This is a genomic window from Pseudomonas sp. 37 R 15 (assembly GCF_900004865.1).
In the GTDB taxonomy this organism is placed as follows: domain Bacteria; phylum Pseudomonadota; class Gammaproteobacteria; order Pseudomonadales; family Pseudomonadaceae; genus Aquipseudomonas; species Aquipseudomonas fluorescens_AM.
On sequence record NZ_CVTV01000061.1, the window covers coordinates 100,242 to 125,684 of the forward strand.

The following is a 25,443-nucleotide window of genomic DNA, read 5'->3' on the forward strand; positions in this document are numbered from 1 at the left end:
CCCATCATGGACCCTTCCCCTGGTATCACCCTCGCGACACTTTTCGCCGATTTCGGCATGATTCTTTTTGCACTGGTCCTGGTACTGCTCAACGGCTTCTTCGTTGCGGCGGAATTTGCCATGGTCAAACTGCGCTCGACCCGGGTCGAGGCCATCGCCCACACCAACGGCTGGCGCGGGCAGATCCTGCGCACCGTGCACAGCCAGCTCGACGCCTACCTGTCGGCCTGCCAGCTGGGTATCACCCTCGCCTCCCTGGGCCTGGGCTGGGTCGGCGAACCGGCTTTTGCGCACATCCTCGAGCCTTTGCTGGGCGCCGCAGGCGTGGAGTCGCCGGAGGTGATCAAGGGCGTTTCGTTCTTTGCCGCCTTCTTCGTGATTTCCTACCTGCACATTGTGGTCGGCGAGCTGGCCCCCAAATCCTGGGCCATCCGCAAACCCGAATTGCTGTCGCTGTGGACCGCCGTGCCGCTGTACCTGTTCTACTGGGCCATGTACCCGGCGATCTACCTACTCAACGCCAGCGCCAACGCCATCCTGCGCATCGCCGGCCAGGGCGAGCCCGGCCCGCATCACGAGCACCATTACAGCCGCGAAGAGCTCAAGCTGATCCTGCACTCCAGCCGTGGCCAGGACCCGAGCGACCAAGGCATGCGCGTACTCGCCTCCGCCGTGGAAATGGGCGAACTGGAAGTGGTGGACTGGGCCAACTCCCGGGAGGACCTGGTCACCCTGGATTTCAACGCCCCACTCAAGGAAATCCTGGCGCTGTTCCGTCGCCACAAATTCAGCCGTTACCCGGTGTATGACGCCGTGCGCAACGAGTTCGTGGGCCTGCTGCACATCAAGGACCTGCTGCTTGAATTGGCGGCCCTGGACCATATCCCCGAGTCGTTCAACCTGGCCGAACTGACCCGCCCGCTGGAGCGCGTGTCGCGGCACATGCCGTTGTCGCAGTTGCTGGAGCAGTTCCGCAAAGGCGGCGCGCACTTCGCCCTGGTGGAAGAAGCCGACGGCAAGATCATTGGCTACCTGACCATGGAAGACGTGCTGGAAGTGCTGGTGGGCGATATCCAGGACGAACACCGCAAGGCCGAACGCGGCATCCTCGCCTACCAGCCGGGCAAGCTGCTGGTGCGTGGCGACACCCCGCTGTTCAAGGTAGAACGCCTGCTCGGCATCGACCTGGACCACATCGAAGCCGAAACCCTGGCCGGCCTGATCTACGACACCTTGAAACGGGTGCCTGAAGAGGAAGAAGTGCTGGAGGTTGAGGGCTTGCGGATCATCATCAAGAAGATGAAAGGACCGAAGATCGTGCTGGCCAAGGTGTTGATGCTGGATTGACTACCCAATGTGGGAGGGGGCTTGCCCCCGATAGCGGTGGTTCAGTCAGCATATTTTTAACTGATAGACCGCAATCGGGGGCAAGCCCCCTCCCACATTGGTGAGTGGTCATCCTTTGAATTACGCACCCGGCACAAAATGCTTCTGCGCGGTACCACGTGCGATCAGCCGGGAGATGTAGTCCAGCTTCTGCGCATCCTGGTCGATAAACCGGAAGGTCAGTTGCAGCCAGTCACTGTCGGGCCTGGGCTCGTAGGCAACGATGGCGTGCAGGTAGCCGTTGAGGCGTGCCACTTCAGCGTTCTCGCCCTGTTCGAGGTCGAGCACGGCGCTTTCCAGTACCTGGGGCAGGACCTCACCGCGACGCACCACCAACAACGCCTCCTTGATGCTCAGCGCCTTGATCACGCACTGCTGCGTTCCGCTGGACAGCCGCAACTGGCCCTGGCCACGGCCGCCGGCAGGCGAAGCGGTCGGGGCGGCGGCGACAGGCGCGCTATTGAGCAGGCCTCTGCTCGGGGCTGCCGCCACCGACACCGGCGCCGGTTTGACAGCTTCGGGCTTGCCACCGGTCAGCGCGCTCAGGGAGTCGTTGCCGAAGGCCGAGTTCATCTTGGTCGGCGCGCTGGCAATCAACGCGTCGAGGCGGCCGATCTTGTGCAGGGCCTGCTTGACCTTGTTCAACAACTGCTCATTGGTGAACGGCTTGCTGACGTAACCGGACACGCCGGCCTGAATGGCCTGCACCACGTTTTCCTTGTCACCCCGGCTGGTCACCATCACGAACGGCATGGCCTTCAGATGGGCTTGCTCGCGGCACCAGGTCAACAGCTCAAGCCCGGACATCTCCGGCATTTCCCAGTCGCACAGCACCAGGTCGAAGGTCTCGCGCATCAGAATGGATTGCGCCTTCTTGCCGTTCACCGCATCTTCGATCTTGATCCCCGGGAAGTAGTTGCGCAGGCACTTCTTCACCAGGTCGCGAATAAACGAGGCGTCATCCACCACCAACACACTGACTTTACTCATCGACCCTTCATCCTATAAAACCTTGGCTGGCAGTACGCCTGACTGATGGCAGTTTGCCAAAACTCTGCAGTCACGTTAGGACTTATTACGCCCCGTCCGCAATAAATTCCGCTCGCCACAAACGAAAACGCCCGACCAATGGCCGGGCGTTAATTTCTCGGGCAACCTTACTTATCGTCAGATTCGCCCGGAACATTAGGGATAAGATCAGCGTTGCCTTCAACTTCGGCTTTCATGCGTTTGAGGCCCATGTGCCGAACGTCGGTGCCGCGTACCAGATAAATCACCAATTCCGAGATATTGCGCGCGTGGTCGCCGATGCGTTCCAGCGAGCGCAGCACCCAGATGATGCTCAAGACGCGCGAGATAGAGCGCGGGTCTTCCATCATGTAGGTGGCCAGCTCACGCAAGGCAGTCTTGTATTCGCGATCGATGACCTTGTCGTACTGGGCCACCGACAGCGCCAGGTCCGCATCGAACCGCGCAAATGCGTCAAGGGCATCGCGCACCATGTTGCGCACCTGGTCGCCGATATGCCGCACTTCCACGTAACCACGCGGCGCTTCGCCTTCTTCGCACAGCTGGATGGCGCGGCGGGCGATCTTGGTGGCTTCGTCGCCGATACGCTCGAGGTCGATCACCGATTTGGAGATGCTGATGATCAAACGCAGGTCGGAAGCTGCGGGCTGGCGACGGGCCAGGATGCGCAGGCATTCTTCGTCGATGTTGCGTTCCATCTGGTTGATCTGGTCATCGATCTCACGCACTTGCTGGGCCAGGCCCGAGTCGGCCTCGATCAGCGCGGTGACCGCATCGTTGACTTGCTTCTCCACCAGCCCGCCCATCGCCAGGAGGTGGCTGCGCACTTCCTCAAGCTCGGCGTTGAACTGCGCGGAGATGTGGTGGGTAAGGCCTTCCTTTGAAATCATGGTTTTGCTCCGCAAAAGCTGTAAGCCGCAAGCTACAAGCTGCAAGCTGATGTGTGTCGTTAATCAAACTGCTTTTACTTGCCGCTTCAAACTTGCGGCTTGCAGCCGGGGCTAACCATACCGCCCCGTAATATAGTCTTCGGTCTGCTTTTTCGCCGGATTGGTGAACAAGGTATCGGTATCGCCGAACTCCACCAGCTTGCCCATGTACATGAACGCGGTGTAGTCGGACACCCGCGCGGCTTGCTGCATGTTGTGGGTCACGATGACGATGGTGAACTTGGACTTGAGCTCGTAGATCAGCTCTTCAACCTTGAGCGTCGAAATCGGGTCGAGGGCCGAGCACGGTTCGTCGAGCAGCAGCACTTCAGGTTCCACGGCGATGGTGCGGGCAATGACCAGACGCTGTTGCTGGCCACCGGACAAACCGAGGGCCGACTCGTGCAGGCGGTCTTTGACCTCGTCCCACAGCGCTGCGCCCTTGAGTGCCCATTCAACCGCTTCATCGAGAATGCGTTTTTTGTTGATGCCTTGGATGCGCAGGCCATAAACCACGTTTTCATAGATGGTCTTGGGGAACGGGTTGGGCTTCTGGAACACCATGCCCACGCGGCGGCGCAGCTCGGCCACGTCTTCGCCCTTGCGGTAGATGTTGGTGCCGTAGAGGTTGATGGCGCCTTCCACGCGGCAACCGTCCACCAGGTCGTTCATGCGGTTGAAGGTGCGCAGCAACGTGGACTTGCCGCAGCCGGACGGGCCGATGAAGGCAGTCACGCGCTGCTTGGGGATGTTCATGCTGACGTCGAACAGCGCCTGCTTGTCGCCGTAGTAGAGGCTCAGGCCCGGCACTTCGATGGCCACGGTTTCCTGGGCCAGGCTCAGGCTTTGCTTGTCGCGTCCCAGGGCAGACATGTTGATGCCGTGGGAATGGGTTTCGTGTTGCATGGTCTCACTCCGTTCGTAGCTGCAAGCTTTTAGCTGCAAGCTGCAAGATTTGAGCAAAAGCGGCTTGTAGCTTGAGGCTTGCCGCTTGTGACTTAGCTTTAGCTGTCAACTGTCCAACGCCTTGTACTTCTCGCGCAGGTGGTTACGAATCCACACCGCCGACAGGTTGAGCGTGGCGATCACCAGCACCAGCAGCAGGGCTGTGGCGTAGACCAGCGGCCGCGCCGCTTCGACGTTGGGGCTCTGGAAGCCGACGTCATAGATATGGAAGCCCAGGTGCATGATCTTCTGGTCAAGGTGCAGGTACGGGTAGTTACCGTCCAACGGCAGCGACGGGGCCAGCTTCACCACGCCGACCAGCATCAGCGGCGCCACTTCACCGGCGGCCCGGGCCACGGCGAGGATCATGCCGGTCATCATCGCCGGGCTGGCCATCGGCAGCACGATCTTCCACAGCGTTTCCGCCTTGGTCGCGCCGAGCGCCAGGGAACCTTCACGCACGGTGCGAGGAATCCGCGCCAGGCCTTCTTCGGTGGCCACGATCACCACCGGCACCGCCAGCAGCGCCAGGGTCAGCGAGGCCCAGAGCAGGCCCGGCGTGCCGAAGGTCGGCGCCGGCAGGGCTTCGGCGAAGAACAGCCGGTCCACCGAGCCACCCAGCACATACACGAAAAAGCCCAGGCCAAACACGCCGTAGACGATGGCCGGTACGCCCGCCAGGTTGTTGACCGCGATGCGGATAATCCGCGTCAGGGTGTTCTGCTTGGCGTACTCACGCAGGTACACCGCCGCCAGCACGCCGAATGGCGTGACAATCATCGCCATGATCAGGGTCATCATCACGGTGCCGAAGATCGCCGGGAAGATCCCGCCTTCGGTGTTGGCTTCCCGTGGATCGTCGCTCAGAAACTCCCAGACCTTGCTGAAGTAGAAGCCGATCTTGGTCAGGGTGCCCATGGCGTTCGGCTGGTAGGCGTGTACCACTTTGCCGATACCGATTTCGATTTCCTTGCCGTTGCCGTCCCGGGCCGTCAGCGCGTCGCGGTTGAACTGGGCGTGCAGGTCGGCCAGGCGCGCTTCGATGTCCTGGTAGCGGGCGTTCAGTTCGGCGCGGTCGGCGTCCATGTCGGCCTGGGCGGCGGCGTCGAGCTTGCCTTCCAGCTCCAGCTTGCGACCGTGCAGGCGGACGCGCTCCAGCCCGGCATTGATCGCACCGATATCGGTTTTTTCCAGGCTCTTGAGCTGGGCGGCGAGCGTGTTGACGCGGTCCACACGGGCTTGCAACTCCGGCCACGCGGCCTCGCCTTCGGCGATGATCTTGCCATCCTGCTTGACGTTGACCAGGGTGCCGTAGAAGTTGCCCCATTCACGCCGCTCAATGGTCATCAACTGCACCGGCGTGGTCTGGTCCTTCAACCATTCGCCGACGATCCAGGTGAAGTCATTGCCGTTCAAGTCGCGGTTGCCGACCTTGATCAGCTCGCGAGTCATGAACTCCGGGCCCTCATCGGGCACCGGCAGGCCAGCGCTTTTCAGGCGCTCGCGTGGGACTTCTTCCTTCTGCACCACTTCGCCGATGACGATATGGTTGGCCTGGCCCGGCACGCTGTAGTTGGCCTGGATCAGGTCGGCCGGCCAGAAATGGCCCAGACCGCGCACCGCAATCACCGCCAGCAAACCAATGGTCATGATGACCGCGATGGACACCGCGCCACCGCTGATCCAGACGCCGGGGGCGCCGCTCTTGAACCATCCATTCAGGGAGTTCTGTTTCACAGACTTCTACCTTTCTTAAAGCGACGAGTATTTCTTGCGCAGACGCTGACGGATCAGCTCGGCGAGGGTGTTCATGATGAACGTGAACAGCAGCAGCACCAGCGCCGAGAGGAACAGCACGCGGTAGTGACTGCCGCCCACTTCCGACTCGGGCATTTCCACCGCGACGTTGGCCGCCAGGGTGCGCAGGCCTTCGAACAGGTTCATCTCCATCACCGGCGTGTTACCGGTGGCCATCAGCACGATCATGGTCTCGCCGACGGCGCGGCCCATGCCGATCATCAATGCCGAGAAAATGCCCGGGCTGGCGGTCAGGATCACTACGCGGGTCATGGTCTGCCAGGGCGTGGCGCCGAGGGCCAGGGAGCCCAGGGTCAGGCCACGCGGCACGCTGAACACCGCGTCTTCGGCGATGGAGTAGATGTTCGGGATCACCGCGAACCCCATGGCCAGGCCGACCACCAGGGCGTTGCGCTGGTCGTAGGTGATGCCCAGGTCATGGGAAATCCACATGCGCATGTCGCCGCCGAAGAACCAGGTTTCCAGGTACGGGCTCATGTACAGCGAGAGCCAGCCCACGAACAGGATCACCGGGATCAGGATCGCGCTTTCCCAGCCATCCGGCACCCGCAGGCGGATCGACTCAGGCAACCGGCTGAATACAAAGCCGGCCACCAGGATGCCAATCGGCAACAGCATCAGCAGGCTGAAAATCCCCGGCAGATGCCCTTCCACATAAGGCGCCAGGAACAGGCCGGCGAAGAAGCCGAGGATCACCGTGGGCATCGCTTCCATCAACTCGATCACCGGCTTGACCTTGCGGCGCAGGCTCGGGGCCATGAAGTAAGCGGTGTAGATCGCGGCGGCTACGGCCAGCGGCGCGGCGAGCAACATCGCGTAGAACGCGGCTTTCAACGTACCGAAGGTCAGCGGCGCCAGGCTCATCTTGGGCTCGAAGTCGGTGTTGGCGGCAGTCGACTGCCAGACGTATTTAGGCTCGTCGTAGTTCTCGTACCAGACCTTGCTCCACAGCGCGCTCCAGGACACTTCCGGGTGCGGGTTGTCGAGCAGCAACGGTTGCAGCTTGCCACCGGCCTCGACGATCACGTGGTTGGCCCGTGGCGACAAACCGAACACGCCTGGGCCGTCGACCACCGGATCGACCAGCAAGGTGCGGTGCGCGGTGCTGTGGAACACGCCGAACTGACCGGAGGCGTCGAGGGCAGTGAAACCCTTGCGACGTTCTTCAGCGGTGATTTCCACGATGGGCGCAGTGCCCATCTGGAAGGTACGGATTTGCTTGAGGCGCTGCTCGCCATCCGGATCGCGGGCCATGAACCACTGGGCCAGGCCGCCCTTGGAGTTACCGACGATCAGCGAGATGCCGCCCACCAGCTGAGTGCTGGCGGTGACGTCGGCAGTGCCGTCTTCAAGCAGCTTGTAGCGACCGTTGAGGCTCTTGTCGCGCAGGCTGAACACGTCGGCCAGGGCACGACCGTTGATCACATACAACCATTGCTGGCGCGGGTCGATGAAGATCGCCTTCACCGGCTCGGTCATTTGCGGCAGCTCGACACGCTTCTGCTCGCTGGTGACTTCACCGGTCATCATGTTTTCTTCGCGGCTCAGGGTCAGCACGTTCAAGTGCGAACCGGCCGAGCCTGCCACCACCAGGGAAGTATCGGTGGCATTGAGCGCGACGTGCTCCAACGGGCGGCCGGCCTCATCCAGCACGATCGGCGTCTCGCCATAAGGGTATTCGATTGCCGGCGTGATGGTTTTCTTGCCGTCCGGGTAAGACACTTTATAAGTGTGGCGGAACACCATGGACTGGCCGTTGGACAAACCCAGGATCACCAGCGGGCTGCCCGGCTGGTCTTCGCCGATAGACGCAACGCTTGTACCGGCCGGCAGCGGCAGGTCAACGCGCTTGAGCTCGGTGCCGGTGTCGACTGCAAAGAACAGCGCCTGGCCCTTGTCGGAAACCCGCATGGCAACCTGGTTCTGTTCTTCCAGCGAGATCAGCAATGGCTTGCCGGCGTCCTGCATCCAGGCAGGCGTCAGCGCGTCTTCCTTGGTCAGCGAGGCGCCTTGAAACAGCGGCGCGACCACATAGGCGAGAAAGAAGAAAATCAGGGTAATGGCACCCAGCACGGCGAGGCCGCCGACCAATACGTACCAGCGGGTGAAACGATCCTTGAGCGCGCGAATGCGGCGCTTGCGTTGCAGCTCAGGCGTATTGAAATCAATGCGCTTGGGGGGAGAAGTCGTCGTCATGGTGGAATTGGCCAGATCATTCATGCGCACACCCTAGCGGTCCTGTATGACAGAAAGATGACAGTGCAGTGACGCAGGAAATCCGCCGCGAAGCAGGGCTGGCAGCGGATTGAAAATGAGTGATGCGGGAACCGGCGTACCGGCGCCCGCAGAGGCAATCAGTTGCCTTCTTTCAGACCCAGGTCAGCCAGGGCCTTGGCGGCAACTTTGGCTGGCAGCGGGATGTAACCGTCTTTCACTACCACTTCCTGGCCCTGCTTGGACAGCACCAGTTTCACGAACTCAGCTTCCAGCGGAGCCAGAGGCTTGTTCGGGGCTTTGTTGACGTAAACGTAGAGGAAACGCGACAGCGGGTATTTGCCGTTCAGGGCGTTTTCTTCGCTGTCTTCGATGAAGTCAGTGCTGCCTTTCTTGGCCAGGGCCACGGTCTTCACGCTGGCCGTCTTGTAGCCGATGCCCGAGTAACCGATGCCGTTCAGCGAGGAGCTGATCGACTGTACGACCGAAGCCGAACCAGGTTGTTCGTTCACGTTAGGCTTGTAGTCGCCTTTGCACAGGGCTTCTTCCTTGAAGTAGCCGTAGGTGCCGGACACCGAGTTACGGCCAAACAGCTGAACCGGCTTGTTGGCCAGGTCGCCGGTCACACCCAGGTCACCCCAGGTTTTCACGTCGGCTTTGGCGCCACACAAGCGCGTCGAAGAGAAGATCGCGTCAACCTGTTCCATGGTCAGGTGCTGAATCGGGTTGTCCTTGTGCACAAATACCGCCAGGGCATCCACGGCTACCGGGATAGCGGTTGGCTTGTAGCCGTACTTCTGCTCGAAGGCCGCCAGTTCGGTGTCCTTCATCTTGCGGCTCATCGGGCCCAGGTTGGAGGTGCCTTCAGTCAGCGCAGGTGGCGCGGTGGCGGAGCCGGCCGCTTGAATCTGGATGTTGACGTTCGGGTATTCCTTTTTGTAACCCTCGGCCCACAGGGTCATCAGGTTTGCCAGGGTATCGGAACCGACGCTGGACAGGTTGCCCGACACACCAGTGGTCTTGACGTAAGCCGGGATCGCCGGGTCAACGCCAGCAGCCACCGCGTTGGCGGTCGCGACGCCAGCAGCGACAAACGTCATTGCCGCCATCAAACGTTTCAGTTTCATGCCTTGCTCCTAGCAGATAGGGATAGTTGGATCGGGGCCAAGTATCGAGAGGCCGTGTGAACACTCTATGTCTGCAATGTGACAGTTAGATGAAAGGCCACTATCGAAAGCGCAGGCTTGGGAACGTAAAACGGTCAATGAACACCTTCACTGTGGCGAGGGAGCTTGCTCGCTCGCCACAGGAGATCAGGGCAGTGTCAGCGGGAACGCTTCCACAGATACCCACCCACCACCATCCCCATCAAGCACAAGGCAGCAACATAGTAGGCCGGCCCCATCGGGCTTTCCTTCATCAGCAGCGACACCGCCAGCGGCGTCAGCCCACCGAACACGGCGTAGGCCACGTTGTAGGAGAACGACAAGCCACTGAAACGCACCACCGGCGGAAATGCCTTGACCATCACGTAAGGCACCACGCCGATGGTGCCGACAAACAGGCCAGTCAAGGCGTACAGCGGGAACAGCCAGTCCGGGTGGGCCATGAGACTGTGATACAGCGTCCAGGAAGTGGCCAGCAACAATGCGCAACCGGTGACCAGTACACGACCGGCACCAAAACGATCGGCCAGGGCACCCGAGGCAATGCAACCCAGGCTCAGGGTCACGATGGCCAGGCTGTTGGCCTGCAACGCAACCGTGGGGCTGAAGTGGTAGACGGTCTGCAGCACGGTCGGCGTCATGAGGATGACCACCACGACGCCGGCCGAGAGCAGCCAGGTCAGCAGCATCGACAACACGATGGCGCCACGGTGGTCGCGCAATACCGCGCGCAACGGCAGCTCGGCGGCCAGGGTCTTGCGTTGCTGCATCTCGGCGAAAATAGGTGTTTCATGCAGCCAGCGGCGCAGGTACACCGACAGCAGGCCGAATACACCGCCGAGCAGGAATGGGATCCGCCAGGCGTAATCGGAGACCTGCTCCGGGGTATAGACCGTATTAATGGCGGTGGCGACCAACGAGCCCAGCAGAATACCGGCGGTGAGGCCGCTGGTCAGGGTACCGCAGGCGTAGCCGATGTGGCGTGGCGGGACGTGTTCGGAGACGAATACCCAGGCGCCCGGTACCTCGCCGCCAATCGCCGCACCCTGGATCACGCGCATCAGCAGCAACAGGAGCGGCGCCCACAAGCCGATCTGCGCGTAGGTCGGCAACAGGCCCATGATCAAGGTCGGCACGGCCATCATGAAGATGCTCAGGGTGAACATTTTCTTGCGGCCCAGCAGGTCGCCGAAGTGCGCCATGATGATGCCGCCCAGCGGGCGGGCGAGGTAGCCGGCGGCGAAGATGCCGAAGGTCTGCATCATGCGCAGCCATTCGGGCATGTCGACGGGGAAGAACAGTTTCCCGACCACGGTGGCGAAAAATACGAAAATGATGAAGTCGTAGAACTCCAGCGCCCCGCCCAAGGCAGACAGCGACAGGGTTTTGTAGTCGTTGCGGGTCAGCGGGCGCGACGGTTGCGCGCTGCTTGCGGGCACGGAGGACATGGCAAGGCTTCTCTTATAGTAATCATCGTAAAGGACTGCACGCCCGTGACTTGCGGCGGGTTTGGCAAGATAGCAAATCGCTTGAAAAAGCACAGCGCTGTGAAAACAGTTGCGCGCAAAAGCCCCGATACAGCGCCTATTAACCGACCAAATGAGCCTCAGGTGGTCGTCGTCGCGCCAGCGTCCCGATATACTCGCCCGTGCAAGCGCAGGAACCCCAGTCTTGACGGGCTGCTGTGCCAAAACGTTGTTGGGCGCCATCCAGCCGATTTGGCAGAGTTTCCCTTTAGTTCGCCTTACGAGAAACGCATCGAGCGGTGTATGTTGGTGCTGAAACGTTTTTCCAGAAGACGGCTATCCACTTGAAATACCCATGAAGCGTCACGGGTCAGAGGCACCTTCGGCATGATCGAACTCGAACAAGAAGATCCTATCCCGCAAGGCGATCTCGCCCTGCAAATCACTGCGCTGCCGCGTGAAACCAACGGTTTTGGCGATATCTTCGGTGGCTGGCTGGTCGCGCAGATGGACCTGGCCGGTACGGCAATGGCCAGCAAGGTGGCCGGCGGGCGCGTAGCCACGGTGGCCATTGATCGCATGGCATTCCTGGTACCGGTCGCGGTGGGCGCGCAGTTGTCCTTCTATACCCAGGCTCTGGAAATCGGCCGCAGCTCGATCCAGATGATGGTCGAAGTGTGGAGCGACGACCCGCTGTCCAGCGAATGGCGCAAGGTCACCGAGGCGGTATTCGTGTTCGTCGCCATCGACGGCAGCGGCCGCACGCGCTCGGTTCCGTCGCGCGCGCGTTAAACCTCATCGGGTTTTCACGGTCAATTGCCCCATTGCCTGCCATTGCCCATTGCCTGCCATTGAGAGAGCTTTGTTATGCCGACGCCCCACGTTGAAACCGTGAAAATCGACGCGCTGGACTGCTGGCGCATCCGCCACAACGGCGCCGAGTTGAGGGTGGCCCAACAGGGCGCGCATATCTTCAGTTATCAGCGCGACGGCGAGCAGCCGCTGATCTGGCCGAACCCCGAAGCGGTGTTCAAGCAGGGCAAAGGCATTCGTACCGGCGTCCCGGTGTGCTGGCCCTGGTTTGGTGTGTTCGACCGCAACCCGCAGAGCGTCAAGGCAATGCGCCAGAGCGATCAGCCGGCCGGTGCCCACGGTTTTGTGCGTACGGCGTTGTGGGAATTAGCCGCAACCGAGCTTGAAGGCCAGGCGTTGCGGGTGGATCTTGCGCTGCCCGTACCGGCAGGCGGCTTTCCTGGCTGGCCTCATCAGGTCGACTTGACGTTGAGCCTGGTGCTGGACGACCAGTTGCATATCCACCTGACCAGCCATAACCGCGGCACTGACACCGTGACCCTCAGCCAGGCACTGCACACCTACTTCGCCGTCAGCGATGTGCGCAAGGTGCAGGTCGAAGGCCTGGACGGGGCGGCCTATATCGATACCGCCGATGGCTGGGCCGAGAAGACGCAATCGGGCCTGCTGCACTTCACGGCCGAGACTGACCGTATCTATCTCGACACGCCTGCCCATCTGAGCATCGTCGACAAGGACTGGCAGCGCCGCATCCAGCTCACCAGCGAAGGTTCGAAATCGACCGTGATCTGGAACCCGTGGACCGAACGCGCCAAGGCCTTCGATGACATGGCCGACGATGGCTGGCAGGGGATGTTATGCGTCGAGACGGCGAATGTGCTGGATGATGTGGTGGCGTTGGCGCCCGGTGAAAGCCACACCCTGGGCGTGAGCATCGCCGCTGTCGCCCTGTAGGCGAAGTTCAAAATGTGGGAGGGGGCTTGCTCCCGATAGCGGTGGTTCAGTCAGAACATGTTTGACTGGCATGCCGCAATCGGGAGCAAGCCCCCTCCCACATTGTTATGTGTTGGCTTTTAGAGATCGGACTCCTTCACTACCCGCACCTTCCCTGCGTCCAGCGCATACGCCGCATCCGCCAGGTCGTTATTCACCTTCTCCACCTTCAAGGTTCCGGTGACCCACAGCGGCGTGTAGATATCATCCAGCTTCAAGCCCTTGGGATAGCGCACCAACACCAGTTGGTTGGGCGGCGGTGGCGGCACATGGATGCACGCGCCGGGGTATGGCACGAGAAAGAACAGCGTGCTGCGGCCCTTGGCATCGGTTTCCAACGGCACTGGGTAGCCGCCGATACGGATGTGCTTGCCGTTCATGGCCGGCACGGTCTTGGTGGAATACATCACCGCCGGCAAGCCTTTGCTCTGTTTCAGGCCGCCCTTGTCGGTAAAGGTGCCTTGGGCTTCGGGCGAGTTGTGATCGATCTCGGGCATGGCTTCGAGGGCTTTCTGATCCGACAGCGGCATCAGCTCGAGCCAGTCGGTTTCCGGCAGTTCGCCAGCGTGGGCCAGGCCTGGGGCCAGCAAGAGGAGAGTCAACAGAAGACGGCGCATGGAGAGGCTCGGCAAGTACAAGTGGCGAGCATTCTAGCCCTCTGCGCCTGCGCAGCGCAGAGGACTTTGTCGGCTGATTACTTTCTTTTGATCAGGCCGTAGATCACCAGCAGCACGATCGCGCCGACCAGCGCACCGATAAAGCCCGCGCCTTGACCGGCCTGGTAGATCCCCAGGGCCTGGCCACCGTAGGTTGCAGCCAGGGAGCCGGCGATACCCAGCAGAATGGTCATGATCCAGCCCATGCTGTCGTCGCCAGGCTTGAGGAAACGCGCCAGCAGGCCGACGATCAAGCCGATAAAAATGGTTCCGATGATACCCATGGCATTTCCCTCTGATTGGTGTGAGTCATGCCAAAGCCTAGTCAGACTTTGGCATCCTGCAATCAGAGGGACGCCGAGCCTTAATGGTTCCCACGGCGACGCAGCTTATTGTTCGGCGATCAGTGCTTCGACCTTGAGGATCTGCGCCTGCAGGGTCGCGCGGTCCTTGCAGCGCAGGTTGGCGTGACCCACCTTGCGCCCTGCCTTGAAGGCCTTGCCGTAGTGATGCACATGGCAATCGTCGATCGCCATGACTCGCTCAACCGGCGGCACCACGCCAATGAAGTTGAGCATGGCGCTCTCGCCAACCTTGGCCGTGGAGCCCAACGGCAAGCCCGCCACCGCCCGCAGGTGGTTCTCGAACTGGCTGCACTCGGCGCCTTCGGTGGTCCAGTGCCCGGAGTTGTGCACGCGCGGGGCGATCTCGTTGGCCTTGAGACCGCCATCGACTTCAAAGAATTCGAATGCCATCACGCCGACGTAATCCAGCTGCTTGAGCACACGGCTGGAATAATCTTCGGCCAGGGCCTGCAGCGGGTGGTCGGTACTGGCCACGGACAGCTTGAGAATGCCGCTGTCGTGGGTGTTGTGCACCAACGGATAGAAGCGGGTTTCACCATCACGGGCGCGCACTGCGATCAGCGAGACTTCGCCGGTGAACGGCACGAAGCCTTCCAGCAGGCAGGCGACGCTGCCCAGTTCGGCGAAGGTACCGGCCACATCGGCAGCGGTGCGCAGCACTTTCTGGCCCTTGCCGTCATACCCCAGGGTGCGGGTTTTCAGCACGGCCGGCAGGCCGATGCTGGCGACGGCGGCGTCCAGGTCTGCCTGGGACTGGATATCGGCGAAGGCCGGGGTCGGGATGCCCAGGTCCTTGAACATGCTTTTCTCGAACCAGCGGTCGCGCGCGATGCGCAGGGCTTCAGCGCTCGGGTACACCGGCACGAACTGCGACAGGAAAGCCACGGTTTCGGCCGGTACGCTTTCGAACTCGAAGGTCACCAGGTCAACTTCGTCGGCCAGTTGGCGCAGGTGATCAGGGTCGCTGTAGTCCGCGCGCAGGTGTTCACCCAGGGCGGCCGCGCAAGCGTCCGGCGCCGGGTCCAGAAAAGCGAAATCCATCCCCAGCGGGGTTCCCGCCAGAGCCAGCATGCGGCCCAGTTGGCCGCCACCGATTACACCGATTTTCATCAATCAACACCCTCAGGCGATGCGTGGGTCTGGATTGTCCAGCACGCTGTCTGTCTGCTCAGCACGGAATTTTTTCAGCACCGCATGGAACTGCGGGTGCTTGGCGCCCAGGATACTGGCGGACAGCAACGCGGCGTTGATCGCGCCGGCCTTGCCGATCGCCAGGGTCGCCACCGGGATGCCGGCCGGCATCTGCACGATGGACAACAGCGAATCCACGCCCGAGAGCATCGACGACTGCACCGGTACACCCAGCACGGGCAGGTGAGTCTTGGCTGCACACATGCCTGGCAAATGCGCCGCACCGCCGGCACCGGCGATGATCACCTCGATGCCACGGGATTCTGCTTCATCGGCATACTGGAACAGCAAGTCCGGGGTGCGGTGGGCGGAGACCACCTTCACTTCGTACGGAATGCCGAGTTTTTCCAGCATATCGGCGGTGTGGCTAAGGGTGGACCAATCGGACTTGGAGCCCATGATCACGCCAACCAATGCACTCATCGTCGTGCCTCTTCTCTCTGGGCGCCCGCAGGCGCGTCAAAAAACAACAAGCCACGCGGGAAATCCGGCGTGGCTTGGTGTACGAAATCAGGCCGGTTGGACCGGCCGAAGGCCGCGCAGTATACCGTAATAATCCAGATAAACAGCCCCTGTCACGACCATCTGTCATCCGTTGCCACCGAGCGATTTATTGACTCTCAGGTCAGTCACTGGCGCACGCCAAAACACCACGCTCATGCCCACTCGCCAGACCGCATTACCGTCGAGAATTAATTACCACCTGGGGCAATACCTTCATTTAATAAACTCGCCGGACCCTGATTCACTATCAATAACCTGGAACTCCTTGAAAGGTTTGAAAGATGACGTCGACAACCGAAGGCACACCTAGCAAACACATTACTATTATCGCCGTCCTGCATGATGACGTGACGCCGGCAAAACGAAAGACCATTTACGCTGATTTTTTTCACGCACTCGTAAAAGAACTGGAAAGCTTCGCAGAGCGGAAAATCAATGTCGTCTTCACCCAGGGCGAGCCCCACAGCAACATGGAATACAAAGGCGACGATATTGAGGACGCGGCAACACGCTGGCAAACTCTCGGCACTCAACTTCTCGACGACATGACACAAGAGGGCCTGGAAACCAATGATCTGACCAAAGTCGTTCTCGTCACCAACGACAAATTAAATAATACGGTTTTAGGCCTCGCGAGCACGCATGGGGAAACCCAGGGCGGAACATTCGCCATCGCATCATTGGTCTCGCCAGAAGTTATCGCCCATGAGATCGGTCATTTATTAGGGGCCAGACATGACGACTCTGAAGTTCATTTAAAGCGCCGCTGGGCCAGCGGCCTTAAACTTCTAGAAGCTTGGGTATTCGGAACCTGGTACGAGGACATCAAGACGTATACCTATATGGCACCCCGCAGTAGCAGTTCCACCACTTACACGTTCAGCCCCGCCAATCGGCAAAATATCAAGAATTACCTGGCCAGCAAAGATTAATACCAACACCTCTTTTACCGTTTTACGCCCATCGATTCGATCACTGGCCTTCCTCCGCTCATGCGGAGGAACTCACTGCGATGCCACTCTCGAGCTTGCGCCACAACAACCGCACATTGGCCTTGCGCACCAGCGCACAGCGATACAGCCGAATCTCCAGCGGCACATGCCATTGCGACCCGCCACACACCACCAGTTCGCCTCGAGCCAGTTCCGCCCGCACGCTCAATTGCGGCACCCAGGCGATCCCCAAGCCTTCAAGGGCCATGCTTTTGAGGCTGTCGGCCATGGCGGTTTCATAGATGGTGGTAAAACGCAGGGCACGCTGGCGCAGCAGCAGGTTCACCGAGCGCCCGAGAAAGGCACCGGCACTGTAGGCAAGCAGCGGCACACTGCCCTCGCCTTCAAGATCGAACAGCGGCTTGCCGTCGGCATCGGCGGCGCACACCGGGAGCATTTCGGTGTTGCCCAGGTGCAGGGAGGGGAAGATCTCGGCGTCCATCTGCATGGCGGCATCCGGGTCGTAGAACGCCAGCATCAGGTCGCAGCCGCCTTCGCGCAGGGCGTGCACGGCGTCACCCACGTTGGTGGCGACCAGCCGCGTGGCGATGTTCAAACCTTCGTTGCGCAGCTGGGCGATCCAGCGCGGGAAAAAACCCAATGCCAGGGAGTGAGCCGCCGCCACCTGCATGACCTCGCCCTGCCCGCCTTCCAGATGATGCAAATGGCGCAGCACTTCACCGAGTTGTTCGACCACCGTGCGCGCGGTGACCAGGAACAATTGCCCCGCCGCCGTCAGTTCCACCGGCGTGCGTGTGCGATTGACCAGGGTCAACCCCAGCGCCGCTTCCAGGCTGCGAATACGTCGACTGAACGCCGGCTGGGTGACAAAGCGCCGCTCCGCCGCCTGGGAAAAGCTGCGCGTTGCCGCCAGGGCGCTGAAGTCTTCCAGCCATTTGCTCTCAAGGTTCATCACTGCCTCCCACGGGAATGCACCATTTTGGCACACACGCCCGTCATGGTAACCGGGTCACATCCACATTATGCCGTTTGTGCATAGGCCAGTGTTTAACAGCATTGGCCCAAAAAGTTCTACAAGCCTAGCATTCGCAGCGTTCCGGCCAGTTCCGGGTCCCTATCGAGATGATTTCCGTCATGTCCTCTGCTGCATCTTTCCGTACAGAAAAAGACCTGCTTGGCGTACTCGAAGTACCGGCTCAAGCGTATTACGGCATCCAGACCCTGCGAGCGGTGAACAACTTCCGCCTCTCGGGCGTTCCGATTTCGCATTACCCGAAATTGGTGGTCGGCCTGGCAATGGTCAAGCAAGCAGCGGCGGACGCCAACCGCGAACTGGGTCAGCTCAGCGAAGCCAAGCACGCTGCCATCAGCGAAGCCTGTGCCCGGCTGATCCGTGGCGACTTCCACGAAGAGTTCGTGGTGGACATGATTCAAGGCGGCGCCGGCACTTCAACCAACATGAATGCCAACGAAGTGATCGCCAACATCGCGCTGGAGGCCATGGGCCACCAGAAGGGCGAATACCAGTACCTGCACCCCAACAACGACGTGAACATGGCGCAGTCGACCAACGACGCCTACCCGACCGCGATCCGCTTGGGTCTGCTGCTGGGCCATGACGCGTTGCTGGCCAGCCTCGACAGCCTGATCCAGGCCTTCGCCGCCAAAGGTGTCGAGTTCGGGCATGTGTTGAAAATGGGCCGCACCCAACTGCAAGACGCCGTGCCGATGACCCTCGGCCAGGAATTCCGTGCCTTCGCCACCACCCTGAGCGAAGACCTGGCCCGCCTGAAAACCCTGGCGCCGGAGCTGCTCACCGAAGTGAACCTGGGCGGCACCGCCATCGGCACCGGCATCAACGCCGACCCACGCTACCAGGCCCTGGCCGTACAGCGCCTGGCCACCATCAGCGGCCAGCCGCTGGTACCGGCGGCCGACCTGATCGAAGCCACCTCCGACATGGGTGCCTTCGTGCTGTTCTCCGGCATGCTCAAGCGTACCGCCGTGAAGCTGTCGAAGATCTGCAACGACTTGCGCCTGCTGTCCAGCGGCCCACGCACCGGCATCAACGAGATCAACCTGCCGGCACGCCAGCCGGGCAGCTCGATCATGCCCGGCAAGGTCAACCCGGTGATCCCGGAAGCCGTCAACCAGGTGGCCTTCCAGGTGATCGGCAACGACCTGGCGCTGACCATGGCGGCCGAAGGCGGCCAACTGCAACTGAACGTGATGGAGCCGCTGATCGCCTTCAAGATCTTCGACTCGATCCGCCTGCTGCAACGCGCCATGGACATGCTGCGCGAGCACTGCATCGTCGGTATCACCGCCAACGAAGCGCGCTGCCGCGAGCTGGTGGAGCACTCTATCGGCCTGGTCACCGCGCTGAACCCCTACATCGGCTATGAAAACGCCACCCGCATTGCGCGTATCGCCCTTGAAAGCGGTCGCGGCGTGCTGGAACTGGTGCGTGAAGAAGGCTTGCTCGACGACGCCATGCTCGACGACATCCTGCGCCCCGAAAACATGATCGCTCCACGCTTGGTCCCACTGAAGGCCTAAGTGTTTGTTGCACCGCTCACCAGGTTGAGGGACTAGACACCTCTCACCTTTTGAGGGCCTGAAGGCTCGTTCTTCAGGCCCTTTTTTTTGCCTTGAGGTTGCTCATGACGCTTATAAAAAATCCAATATCGCACCGCTTACCCACCTCCCCTGTCACCGCTTCGCTGAAACCTTTAATCAGGCCGTGCAGACGGATCACGCTCGCCTAGGTATAGTGCCGCCCCTCTTCGCGTCTGCGGCAATCGGTAACGAGGCCCGGATACCACGCGAAAGCGCATGAATAACAACACCCGCAAAAGGATCGGGATCGAAGCGTCGTGCACTGCCTGGTGCCGAGCGATGTATCGGACCGTCCTGCGTTTGCCATTAGAAAAATCAGCGAGGAACACTCCATGCTCGAAGTCATCAACGACTTCCTCTCAGGGAAAGTACTGATCGTGCTCATTGTCGGGCTCGGCGGTTATTTCACGATCCGCTCGCGTTTCGTTCAACTGCGTCACTTTTTCCACATGTTCTCGGTGTTTAAAGACAGCCTGAAAAGCAGCTCCGGTCAACTCAGCTCGTTCCAGGCACTGATGCTCAGCCTGGCGGGCCGCGTCGGTGCCGGTAACATTGCCGGCGTCGGCATTGCCGTGACCCTGGGCGGCCCGGGTGCGGTGTTCTGGATGTGGGTCACTGCGTTGGTGGGCATGTCCTCAAGCTTTATCGAGTGCTCCCTGGGTCAGCTGTACAAGCGCACCGATGCGGAAGGTACCTACCGTGGCGGCCCGGCCTATTACATCCAGCACGGCCTGCACAAACGCTGGCTGGGGATGGTCATGGCGTTCCTGCTGCTGGTGACCTTCGGCTTTGCCTTCAACGGCCTGCAAGCCCACGCCGTGACTCACTCGCTCAATAACGCCTTCGGTCTCGACACCACCTATACCGGCCTCGCGCTGGCGGTGTTGCTGGGCCTGGTATTCATCGGCGGGATCAAGCGTATTGCGTCGATTGCCGACCTGCTGGTGCCGGTCAAGACGCTGGTCTACATCGCAGTGACCCTGTACGTGATCGTGCTGCAATTCGACCACGTGCCGGCCATGCTCGCGACCATCGTCAAGAGCGCCTTCGGCCTCGACCAGGCCTTCGGTGGCCTGGTGGGCAGCGCGATCATCATGGGCGTGAAACGCGGCGTGTTCGCCAACGAAGCAGGTTTAGGCAGCGCGCCTAACGTGGCGGCTGTCGCTTCGGTAGAACACCCGATTGCCCAAGGTGTGGTGCAGGCATTCAGCGTGTTCCTCGACACGTTCGTGATCTGCACCTGCACCGCGTTGCTGATCCTGCTGTCCGGTTTCTACACCCCGGGCTTTGAAGGCGACGGCATTGCCCTGACCCAGAACTCCCTGGCCGCCGTGGTCGGTGACTGGGGCCGCATGTTCATCTCGGTCGCCCTGGCGTTGTTCGTGTTCACCTCGATCATGTACAACTACTACCTGGGCGAGAGCAACCTGCGCTTCCTGGTCGGCAACAACCGCAAGGTGCTGATGGGCTATCGCGCCTTGGTGCTGGTGCTGATTTTCTGGGGTTCGATCGAGAACCTGAGCACCGTGTTCGCCTTCGCCGACATCACCATGACCATGCTCGCGTTCGTCAACCTGTTCGCCCTGGCGTTCCTGTTCAAGATCGCCATGCGCATCCTCAACGACTACGACAACCAGCGCGCAGCGGGCATCAAGACCCCGGTGTTCGACTCCAGCCAGTTCCCTGACCTGGATCTGGACCGCAAGGCCTGGCCGGCCAACCCGGTAAAATCCGAAGCAGCGCCGTCGCCTGAACTGAGCGCCCAGGCGCAACGTTAATCACCGCTAGATGACACGCCGCCCGGCCTTGGGCATGCTCTGGGCCCGGCGGCGTTTTTCGTTCAGGAGATTTTTCATGCAACCAGCCAACAACGTCATGGTGCTCTACACCGGCGGCACCATCGGTATGCAGGCCAGTGCCAATGGCCTGGCACCCGCTTCCGGTTTTGAGGCGCGTATGCGCGAGCAACTGGCCGACGCACCCGTGCCCACGTGGCGCTTCCGGGAGATGTCGCCGCTGATCGACAGCGCCAATATGACCCCTGCCTACTGGCAGCACCTGCGCAGCGCCGTCGTCGAGGCCGTGGACGACGGCTGCGACGCCGTGCTGATCCTGCACGGCACCGACACCCTGGCCTACAGCGCGGCGGCCATGAGTTTTCAACTCCTCGGTCTGCCGGCACCCGTACTGTTCACCGGCTCGATGTTGCCGGCAGGCGTGCCCGACAGTGATGCCTGGGAAAACGTCAGCGGTGCGCTGACGGCACTGGGGGAAGGCCTGGCACCTGGCGTGCAATTGTATTTCCACGGCGCACTCATGGCGCCAACCCGGTGCGCGAAGATCCGCAGCTTTGGTCGCCATCCGTTCGCAGCCTTGCAACGTAACGGCGGCGTCTCCCAAGCCGACATGATCCCTGCTGCCCTGCATTACCGCCAACCCAAGTCCGTCGCCAGGGTCGGCGTCCTGCCGTTGGTGCCGGGCATCGCCGCCGACCTGTTGGATGCGCTGCTCGACAGCGGCATCCAGGCGCTGGTGCTCGAATGCTTCGGTAGCGGCACCGGCCCAAGTGACAACCCGGCCTTCCTGGCCAGCCTGCAACGTGCGCAGGATCAGGATGTAGTGGTGGTTGCGATCACCCAATGCCATGAAGGCGGCGTGGAACTGGACGTCTACGAAGCCGGCAGCCGCCTGCGCGGTGTGGGCGTGCTGTCCGGTGGCGGCATGACCCGCGAGGCGGTATTCGGCAAGCTCAACGCCCTGCTCGGGGCCGGATTGCAAACCAGCGAGATCCGGCGCCTGGTGGAACTGGACCTGTGCGGCGAACTGAACTGACCGGCATGTAATTTGCTCCACTTCCAGCCTACCCAAGGCTGGAAGTCCCCATGCTGCACTCCCATCTCACCACCCTCAATGCCGTGTCCCTGGTGCTCAGTACCTTCGAGGCCGAAGGCTTGCCCCATGAAGCGTTATTGGCCGGCAGCGGCATCCGCGCAGCGGACTTGCGCCGCGCCGACACGCGTATCGCCACGCACCAGGAGATGCAAGTGTGCGCCAACGCCGTGGCCCTGCAGCGCGATATCGGCCTGATCGTGGGGCGGCGTATGCATGTTTCCTCCTACGGCATGCTCGGCTATGCCCTGCTCACCAGTGCCACTTTCGGTGACGCTTTGCGCCTGGCCCTGCGTTATCCGGCGCTGCTGGGAACACTCTTCGAACTGAGCCTGGAGGAGGACGGTGAACGTGTCTGGTTCACCGCTGGCGATTACCGCGAGAGCCCTGCACTGACGGCCTTCAATGTCGAGTTGTGCCTGGGGTCGCTGAAGGTGATCTGTGACGACCTGCTTGGCCATCCACTGCCCTTGTTGGGCGCTCGTTTCGAGTACGACGCGCCGGATTATCAAGCGCGTTACGTCGAGAGCTTCGATTGCCCACTGCAGTTCCAGGCCACGGCCAATGCATTCGCCTTTGATAAACGCTGGCTTGCCCAGCCTCTGCCACTGGCCGACACCGTGACCCACCAGGCCATGGTCGAGCGTTGCCGGAAACAGAACACCGAATTCACCGGACGCGAGGCATGGCTGGGGCGGATCCGTCAGTTGCTGGCCGCGCAACTGCATGCCGCACCCGGGCTGGATGGCCTGGCCCGGCAAATGAACTGCTCCGCACGCACCCTGCGTCGACACTTGCACGACCTGGGCTGCAGCTATCAGGAGCTGCTCGATGAGTTGCGCTTTGAACGCGCCAAACAGCTATTGGCTGACGGCCTGTGGCCAATCCACCGGATTGCCGAGACGCTGGGGTTCAGTGAGACGGCCAGCTTCAGGCACGCGTTCGTACGCTGGAGCGGCGTAGCGCCGAGCCAATTTCGCGCATGACGCCCCAATCAGGGGCCAATTGCGGACACATAAGTTGGCCATATTTATCCCCTTTTGGCCGCTCCTGCCATTCTCATAAACCGCGTCCGCCGCAAGACTGCAGGCACCGATACCGCCTGCGGAGAACAATAAATGCTGACGATCTACTCGGACGATCACCACCTGCACCACGGCCGTTGTGAATTGATGGACGGGCAACTGATGCCCTGCTTTGAAATGCCCTCGCGCGCCAACCACGTGCTGCAACGCGTCAAGGACCGTGACCTGGGGCCCGTGCAGGCCCCGCAGGACTTCGGTCTGGCGCCGCTGCAACGTATTCACAGCAGCGACTATCTGGACTTCTTCAAAGGCGCCTGGCAACGCTGGACCGAGTACGGCCAGGACGGCGACCTGTTGCCCTACACCTGGCCCGCTCGCACGTTGCGCCGCGTGATTCCCGCCAGCCTGCACGGCCAGCTGGGCTATTACAGTTTCGATGGAGGCGCGCCGATCACCGCCGGCACCTGGCAAGCGGCTTACAGCGCGGCGCAAGTCGCCCTCACCGCCCAGGCCGCCATCGTGCAAGGCGCCCACAGTGCCTTTGCGCTGTGCCGCCCGCCAGGGCATCACGCCGCCAGCGACCTGATGGGCGGTTATTGCTACCTCAATAACGCGGCCATCGCCGCCCAGGCGTTCCTCGATCAGGGCTGCAAAAAGGTCGCCATCCTCGATGTGGATTACCACCACGGCAACGGCACGCAGTCGATTTTCTACCCGCGTAGCGATGTGCTCTTCACCTCGATCCATGGCCATCCGGAGGCAGAGTTCCCCTTCTTTCTCGGGTATGCCGATGAGCTCGGCGAGGGCACGGGAGAAGGGTTCAACTTCAACTATCCGTTACCGGCCGGCGTCGGCTGGGAAACCTGGAGCGCCGCGCTTGAACAAGCCTGTGCCGAGATCGCGCGCTACGGTGCCGATGTCATCGTTGTCTCCCTGGGCGTGGACACCTTCAAGGACGACCCCATTTCGCAATTCAAGCTGGACAGCCCGGACTACCTGGTCATGGGTCGTCGCATCGCGCAGCTCGGCAAGCCGACACTGTTTGTGATGGAAGGCGGCTACGCCGTAGAAGAAATCGGTATCAACGCCGTCAACGTGCTTGAAGGTTTCGAGGAAGCAGCCCAATGAACATACTCAAATCGCTCGTCCTGTGCGTCGCTGTCGCCAGCGGCGCGGCACAGGCCGAAGAGAAAACCCTGAAGGTCTACAACTGGTTCGACTACATCACCCCCAAGGCCCTGGAGGACTTCAAGGCGCAGAACCCGTCGATCAAGCTGGTGTACGACATCTTCGACACCAACGAGGCGCTGGAAGCCAAGCTGCTCACCGGCAACTCCGGCTATGACGTGGTCGTGCCGTCCAACGTGTTCCTGGCCAAGCAGATCGAAGCCGGCGTGTTCCAACCCCTGGACCGTAGCCAGTTGCCCAACTGGAAGCACCTGGACCCCAAGCTGATGAAGCTGATCGAAGCCAACGACCCCGGCAATCAGTACGCCGTGCCCTACATGTACGGCACCATCCTGATCGGCTTCAACCCGGCCAAGGTCAAGGCGGCCCTGGGCGACAACGCGCCAGTGGACAGCTGGGACCTGATCTTCAAGGAAGAAAACATCAGCAAGCTCAAGCAATGTGGCGTCGCGCTGCTGGATTCGCCCTCGGAGATCCTGCCGCTGGCCTTGCAGCATCTGGGCCTGGACCCCAACAGCAGCAACCCCAAGGACTACATCAAGGCCGAAGCACTGCTGATGAAAATCCGTCCGTACATCACCTACTTTCACTCCTCCAAATACATGGCCGATATCGCCAACGGCGACATCTGTGTGGCGGTGGGTTATTCCGGCAGTTTTTCCCAGGCCGCCAACCGCGCCAAGGAAGCCAAGAACGGCGTGACCGTGGATATGCGCCTGCCCAAGGAAGGCGCGCCGATCTGGTTCGATATGCTCGCCATCCCCAAGGGTGCTAAAAACCCGGGCGACGCCCACACGTTCATCAATTATCTGTTGCAACCCAACGTCATCGCACCGGTCAGCGACTTTGTCGGCTATCCCAACCCGAACAAGGACGCTACCGAGTGGGTCGACCCGGCGATACGCAACAACCCCAACTTGTACCCGACCGACGCGGCCATGACGACGCTCTATACCCTAAAGCCCCTGGACAGCAAAGCCGAACGCGCCAGGACAAGGGCCTGGACCAAGATCAAATCCGGCACCTGAAACACCTTGATTTGACGGGCGCCTTCCAGTGCGCTCGTGAAGGTGGGCCTATCTAAGCACCGCCTCTCTGTGTGGCCGCGCCCTAGCATGGAACGCCTAGCCTTTACCTCAGGCTAGTTCCACCAAACGGCCAGACAGGGAAGCCTCACCATGAACGCCGCCGCTTCAACTACCACGCCCACCCACACACCGCGTCCGAATGCACCGATAGCGCTGCTCACGCAGCGCTCTAGCGGCGCGTCGTTCAGGGAGACTGCGACCCCGCT

The 25,443-nt window shown here is 61.2% G+C and carries 22 protein-coding genes; 10 read left to right on the forward strand and 12 right to left on the reverse strand.

The genetic code is table 11. The annotated features are described in order from the left end of the window. The first annotated feature begins 6 nt into the window (after window positions 1-6). Window positions 7-1,347: a hemolysin family protein gene (locus BFQ04_RS26205; RefSeq protein ID WP_057726098.1), complete on the forward strand. Its 1,341-nt coding sequence runs from the start codon at window positions 7-9 to the stop codon at window positions 1,345-1,347. A 120-nt stretch (window positions 1,348-1,467) separates the two neighbouring features. On the opposite strand, the gene BFQ04_RS26210 is transcribed toward BFQ04_RS26205, so the two are convergent. The 7 genes from BFQ04_RS26210 to BFQ04_RS26240 all read right to left on the reverse strand — a co-directional run bounded on the left by BFQ04_RS26210 (window position 1,468) and on the right by BFQ04_RS26240 (window position 10,935). Then, the gene (locus BFQ04_RS26210; protein ID WP_065953275.1) at window positions 1,468-2,376 is read right to left on the reverse strand and encodes a response regulator; all 909 of its coding nucleotides are present in this window, start codon (window positions 2,374-2,376) and stop codon (window positions 1,468-1,470) included. A gap of 167 nt (window positions 2,377-2,543) precedes the next feature. Then, the gene (gene phoU, locus BFQ04_RS26215) at window positions 2,544-3,305 is read right to left on the reverse strand and encodes a phosphate signaling complex protein PhoU (protein ID WP_065953276.1); all 762 of its coding nucleotides are present in this window, start codon (window positions 3,303-3,305) and stop codon (window positions 2,544-2,546) included. A gap of 111 nt (window positions 3,306-3,416) precedes the next feature. Continuing rightward, entirely contained in the window at window positions 3,417-4,250 is an 834-nt protein-coding gene (pstB, locus tag BFQ04_RS26220; protein WP_065883786.1) for a phosphate ABC transporter ATP-binding protein PstB, read from the reverse strand. A 105-nt stretch (window positions 4,251-4,355) separates the two neighbouring features. Further along, a complete protein-coding gene (gene pstA / locus BFQ04_RS26225) occupies window positions 4,356-6,026 on the reverse strand; it encodes a phosphate ABC transporter permease PstA (protein ID WP_065953277.1) in 1,671 nt (556 codons plus the stop codon). 15 nt (window positions 6,027-6,041) lie between these two features. Then, window positions 6,042-8,075 carry an ABC transporter permease subunit gene (locus tag BFQ04_RS26230; RefSeq protein WP_175413321.1) on the reverse strand — a complete coding sequence of 678 codons (2,034 nt, stop codon included), beginning with the start codon at window positions 8,073-8,075 and terminating at the stop codon, window positions 6,042-6,044. 386 nt (window positions 8,076-8,461) lie between these two features. After that, a complete protein-coding gene (locus tag BFQ04_RS26235) occupies window positions 8,462-9,448 on the reverse strand; it encodes a phosphate ABC transporter substrate-binding protein PstS (RefSeq protein ID WP_017135798.1) in 987 nt (328 codons plus the stop codon). A gap of 197 nt (window positions 9,449-9,645) precedes the next feature. Beyond that, window positions 9,646-10,935 (reverse strand): MFS transporter, encoded by a 1,290-nt coding sequence (locus BFQ04_RS26240; protein WP_065953279.1) that lies wholly within the window; start codon window positions 10,933-10,935, stop codon window positions 9,646-9,648. A 405-nt stretch (window positions 10,936-11,340) separates the two neighbouring features. Between BFQ04_RS26240 and BFQ04_RS26245 the strand changes: the two genes are divergently transcribed. Both BFQ04_RS26245 and BFQ04_RS26250 read left to right on the forward strand, forming a co-directional pair. Next, entirely contained in the window at window positions 11,341-11,745 is a 405-nt protein-coding gene (locus BFQ04_RS26245) for an acyl-CoA thioesterase (protein ID WP_003176975.1), read from the forward strand. Window positions 11,746-11,820: 75 nt separating this feature from the next. Continuing rightward, window positions 11,821-12,720, forward strand: a complete 900-nt coding sequence (locus BFQ04_RS26250) for a D-hexose-6-phosphate mutarotase (RefSeq protein WP_065953280.1) — start codon at window positions 11,821-11,823, stop codon at window positions 12,718-12,720. Window positions 12,721-12,839: 119 nt separating this feature from the next. Here BFQ04_RS26250 and BFQ04_RS26255 read toward each other — a convergent pair whose 3' ends face one another. From BFQ04_RS26255 to purE, 4 genes are all read right to left on the reverse strand, one after another. Continuing rightward, a complete protein-coding gene (locus tag BFQ04_RS26255; protein ID WP_065953281.1) occupies window positions 12,840-13,376 on the reverse strand; it encodes a DUF3299 domain-containing protein in 537 nt (178 codons plus the stop codon). A 77-nt stretch (window positions 13,377-13,453) separates the two neighbouring features. Further along, window positions 13,454-13,699: a GlsB/YeaQ/YmgE family stress response membrane protein gene (locus tag BFQ04_RS26260; protein ID WP_057006311.1), complete on the reverse strand. Its 246-nt coding sequence runs from the start codon at window positions 13,697-13,699 to the stop codon at window positions 13,454-13,456. Window positions 13,700-13,804: 105 nt separating this feature from the next. Beyond that, the gene (locus BFQ04_RS26265; RefSeq protein WP_065953282.1) at window positions 13,805-14,890 is read right to left on the reverse strand and encodes a 5-(carboxyamino)imidazole ribonucleotide synthase; all 1,086 of its coding nucleotides are present in this window, start codon (window positions 14,888-14,890) and stop codon (window positions 13,805-13,807) included. A 12-nt stretch (window positions 14,891-14,902) separates the two neighbouring features. After that, on the reverse strand, window positions 14,903-15,394 hold the full coding sequence (purE, locus tag BFQ04_RS26270) for a 5-(carboxyamino)imidazole ribonucleotide mutase (protein WP_003195648.1): 492 nt from the start codon (window positions 15,392-15,394) through the stop codon (window positions 14,903-14,905). A 362-nt stretch (window positions 15,395-15,756) separates the two neighbouring features. Between purE and BFQ04_RS26275 the strand changes: the two genes are divergently transcribed. Then, window positions 15,757-16,407 (forward strand): reprolysin-like metallopeptidase, encoded by a 651-nt coding sequence (locus BFQ04_RS26275; RefSeq protein WP_065953283.1) that lies wholly within the window; start codon window positions 15,757-15,759, stop codon window positions 16,405-16,407. A gap of 58 nt (window positions 16,408-16,465) precedes the next feature. On the opposite strand, the gene BFQ04_RS26280 is transcribed toward BFQ04_RS26275, so the two are convergent. Continuing rightward, window positions 16,466-17,380, reverse strand: coding sequence for a LysR substrate-binding domain-containing protein (locus tag BFQ04_RS26280; RefSeq protein ID WP_065953284.1), 915 nt, complete (start codon window positions 17,378-17,380; stop codon window positions 16,466-16,468). 182 nt (window positions 17,381-17,562) lie between these two features. Here BFQ04_RS26280 and aspA point away from each other — a divergent pair, with 182 nt between their 5' ends. The 6 genes from aspA (at window position 17,563) to BFQ04_RS26310 (ending at window position 25,177) form a co-directional block, all read left to right on the forward strand. Beyond that, a complete protein-coding gene (gene aspA, locus BFQ04_RS26285; RefSeq protein WP_032884466.1) occupies window positions 17,563-18,987 on the forward strand; it encodes an aspartate ammonia-lyase in 1,425 nt (474 codons plus the stop codon). 392 nt (window positions 18,988-19,379) lie between these two features. Continuing rightward, window positions 19,380-20,825 carry an alanine/glycine:cation symporter family protein gene (locus tag BFQ04_RS26290; RefSeq protein WP_065953285.1) on the forward strand — a complete coding sequence of 482 codons (1,446 nt, stop codon included), beginning with the start codon at window positions 19,380-19,382 and terminating at the stop codon, window positions 20,823-20,825. Between the two features lie 76 nt (window positions 20,826-20,901). Continuing rightward, on the forward strand, window positions 20,902-21,879 hold the full coding sequence (locus tag BFQ04_RS26295; RefSeq protein ID WP_065953286.1) for an asparaginase: 978 nt from the start codon (window positions 20,902-20,904) through the stop codon (window positions 21,877-21,879). Window positions 21,880-21,929: 50 nt separating this feature from the next. Next, window positions 21,930-22,922: an AraC family transcriptional regulator gene (locus tag BFQ04_RS26300; RefSeq protein WP_065953287.1), complete on the forward strand. Its 993-nt coding sequence runs from the start codon at window positions 21,930-21,932 to the stop codon at window positions 22,920-22,922. 132 nt (window positions 22,923-23,054) lie between these two features. Beyond that, window positions 23,055-24,089, forward strand: a complete 1,035-nt coding sequence (locus BFQ04_RS26305; RefSeq protein WP_065953288.1) for a histone deacetylase family protein — start codon at window positions 23,055-23,057, stop codon at window positions 24,087-24,089. Further along, window positions 24,086-25,177, forward strand: a complete 1,092-nt coding sequence (locus BFQ04_RS26310) for a polyamine ABC transporter substrate-binding protein (protein WP_065953289.1) — start codon at window positions 24,086-24,088, stop codon at window positions 25,175-25,177. Before BFQ04_RS26305 ends, BFQ04_RS26310 begins: the two co-directional genes overlap by 4 nt. Window positions 25,178-25,443: the final 266 nt, after the last annotated feature.

What these genes read in the sequence shown, in the direction of transcription:
- BFQ04_RS26275 (WP_065953283.1), top strand. Translation starts at nt 15,757, where the DNA reads ATGACGTCGACAACCGAAGGCACACCTAGCAAACACATTACTATTATC.
- purE (WP_003195648.1), bottom strand. Translation starts at nt 15,394, where the DNA reads ATGAGTGCATTGGTTGGCGTGATCATGGGCTCCAAGTCCGATTGGTCC.
- BFQ04_RS26290 (WP_065953285.1), top strand. Translation starts at nt 19,380, where the DNA reads ATGCTCGAAGTCATCAACGACTTCCTCTCAGGGAAAGTACTGATCGTG.
- BFQ04_RS26295 (WP_065953286.1), top strand. Translation starts at nt 20,902, where the DNA reads ATGCAACCAGCCAACAACGTCATGGTGCTCTACACCGGCGGCACCATC.
- BFQ04_RS26210 (WP_065953275.1), bottom strand. Translation starts at nt 2,376, where the DNA reads ATGAGTAAAGTCAGTGTGTTGGTGGTGGATGACGCCTCGTTTATTCGC.
- BFQ04_RS26260 (WP_057006311.1), bottom strand. Translation starts at nt 13,699, where the DNA reads ATGGGTATCATCGGAACCATTTTTATCGGCTTGATCGTCGGCCTGCTG.
- phoU (WP_065953276.1), bottom strand. Translation starts at nt 3,305, where the DNA reads ATGATTTCAAAGGAAGGCCTTACCCACCACATCTCCGCGCAGTTCAAC.
- BFQ04_RS26205 (WP_057726098.1), top strand. Translation starts at nt 7, where the DNA reads ATGGACCCTTCCCCTGGTATCACCCTCGCGACACTTTTCGCCGATTTC.
- BFQ04_RS26245 (WP_003176975.1), top strand. Translation starts at nt 11,341, where the DNA reads ATGATCGAACTCGAACAAGAAGATCCTATCCCGCAAGGCGATCTCGCC.
- BFQ04_RS26235 (WP_017135798.1), bottom strand. Translation starts at nt 9,448, where the DNA reads ATGAAACTGAAACGTTTGATGGCGGCAATGACGTTTGTCGCTGCTGGC.
- BFQ04_RS26280 (WP_065953284.1), bottom strand. Translation starts at nt 17,380, where the DNA reads ATGAACCTTGAGAGCAAATGGCTGGAAGACTTCAGCGCCCTGGCGGCA.
- pstB (WP_065883786.1), bottom strand. Translation starts at nt 4,250, where the DNA reads ATGCAACACGAAACCCATTCCCACGGCATCAACATGTCTGCCCTGGGA.
- BFQ04_RS26240 (WP_065953279.1), bottom strand. Translation starts at nt 10,935, where the DNA reads ATGTCCTCCGTGCCCGCAAGCAGCGCGCAACCGTCGCGCCCGCTGACC.
- BFQ04_RS26255 (WP_065953281.1), bottom strand. Translation starts at nt 13,376, where the DNA reads ATGCGCCGTCTTCTGTTGACTCTCCTCTTGCTGGCCCCAGGCCTGGCC.
- BFQ04_RS26310 (WP_065953289.1), top strand. Translation starts at nt 24,086, where the DNA reads ATGAACATACTCAAATCGCTCGTCCTGTGCGTCGCTGTCGCCAGCGGC.
- BFQ04_RS26250 (WP_065953280.1), top strand. Translation starts at nt 11,821, where the DNA reads ATGCCGACGCCCCACGTTGAAACCGTGAAAATCGACGCGCTGGACTGC.
- BFQ04_RS26230 (WP_175413321.1), bottom strand. Translation starts at nt 8,075, where the DNA reads ATGCAGGACGCCGGCAAGCCATTGCTGATCTCGCTGGAAGAACAGAAC.
- BFQ04_RS26305 (WP_065953288.1), top strand. Translation starts at nt 23,055, where the DNA reads ATGCTGACGATCTACTCGGACGATCACCACCTGCACCACGGCCGTTGT.
- aspA (WP_032884466.1), top strand. Translation starts at nt 17,563, where the DNA reads ATGTCCTCTGCTGCATCTTTCCGTACAGAAAAAGACCTGCTTGGCGTA.
- BFQ04_RS26300 (WP_065953287.1), top strand. Translation starts at nt 21,930, where the DNA reads ATGCTGCACTCCCATCTCACCACCCTCAATGCCGTGTCCCTGGTGCTC.
- BFQ04_RS26265 (WP_065953282.1), bottom strand. Translation starts at nt 14,890, where the DNA reads ATGAAAATCGGTGTAATCGGTGGCGGCCAACTGGGCCGCATGCTGGCT.